Below are 1,638 nucleotides of genomic sequence, written 5' to 3' on the forward strand. Positions count from 1 at the left end.
CGCCCGGATCCCTTGATCACGGACCGGTGCCGCATATGTTTCCGCATCGGCCGCGTTCGCGGGGTTCCCGCACTCGGGCGGTTCGGCCCGTTCGCTGTGACGCGTCCCGGGACGGCGGGGTTCGGGTGGGGGCGCGCGGCCGCCCCGGCGACGGCGGCCCGATCGGCCTCGCGGCGCTGACAGCACGCTGACCTGCGGACTCTTCCGCACAGTCAGGCGAGGGGGCTCTTTGGTCCTGTTCGCCCATGTAGCGTAGGCAGTCGCGCGGGACGAGCACGGAGGAAACAGGGGGTGGCGACCGTGGCCGACGCGTGGCGACCCACGTCGGAACTGGAACACCGGCTGCAGGAGACCGTGCGGGCAGGGGACCAGGAGAGCTACTTCCGCCTCATCGCGGACAGCGAGCTCGTCGTCCCCGTCCCGCCCGACCTCGTGGACGGGATGCTCGCGGGCGACGCGCAGCCGTCCTGGCCGACCCAGGAGGAGGACGGCCGCGTCCACGTGCTGACCTACACGTCGGCGTCGGCGATGCGCGCCTGCCTCGGCCCGTCCTACCAGCACTTCATGACGGTCCGCTTCGGCGAGATCGCCGAGACATGGCCCGACGACCGCTGGTGGCTCGCCATCGACGCGCCCGCCCGCGGCGTCCCCGCGGCCCTGCCCATCGAGGCGCGGCTGCCGGCCTGGTTCGTCCGCCAGGTCGCCGGCGGCGACGGCCGCCCGCCCCAGGTCGGGCGCGTGTCCGCCCCCTGGGAGGAGCTCCGCGACCAGCACCGGGACCTGCCGCGCGAGTCCCCCCGGCAGGAGTTCCAGCCCGCCAACGACGTCGAACGCGAACTGCTGCGGGCCGCGGCCAACAACGACCACGACCTCTTCCTGCAGACGCTCGCCGGCACCGACGTGCTCCTGCCCGTCCCGGACGACACCGACTACGCGATGCGCCCGGGGCGCCCCGGCTTCCCCTGGCAGACCCGTGAGGTGGACGGCTCCACCGTCGTCCCGGTCTTCACGTCCCCGGAACGCCTCGTCGAGGCGGCCCGCACCGCCGGGACCGGCACCGAGTACATCAAGCTGCCGTTCACCGTCGCGCTGCGCTACTGGCCGAACCACGACTGGGTGCTGGCGATCAACTCCGGCTCCCCCGCCGGCGGGACCATCCTGGCGCAGCAGCTCCCCGGCCTCGCCACGTGGGCCGACCAGCGCGCCGCCCAGCGCATGACGGACGGCTTCGAACCGCAGAACGACATCGAGGGCCGGCTCTTCGAGGCCGCCCGGCGCCGCGACACCGACGCCTTCTTCAAGATCCTCCTCGGCGCGCAGGTCCTCGTCCCGGCCGACCCGGACACGCCCTGGGGCATCACGCCCGGCGACCCCGGCTTCCCGTGGCGGCCCGTCCCCGTCCATGGCCGGACGTCCATCCAGATCTTCACGTCGCTCAAGTGGATGAACGAGGCCGTCGGCTCGTCCCGCTTCATCATGCCGACCCTGCTGGACATGGTCGCCGCCTGGCCCGACACCGGCTGGAACCTCGTCCTCAACCCCGGCACGCCGATCGACGCGTCCATGCCCGGCGACAAGATCCGCTCTCTCGGCCCCCCGGCGGCGGACCGTGCCACACCGCCCGCCGCGTCCACGCCC

Annotated in this window: 1 protein-coding gene; it reads left to right on the plus strand. The window is 73.5% G+C overall.

Annotated features, from left to right (window positions below; translation table 11 throughout):
- Positions 1-291: 291 nt before the first annotated feature.
- Positions 292-1,638: SseB family protein (locus E1266_RS37145; protein ID WP_165966377.1), on the plus strand; the 1,347-nt coding region annotated here is incomplete at its 3' end.

Source organism: Actinomadura sp. 7K534 (genome assembly GCF_004348575.1).
In the GTDB taxonomy this organism is placed as follows: domain Bacteria; phylum Actinomycetota; class Actinomycetes; order Streptosporangiales; family Streptosporangiaceae; genus Spirillospora; species Spirillospora livida.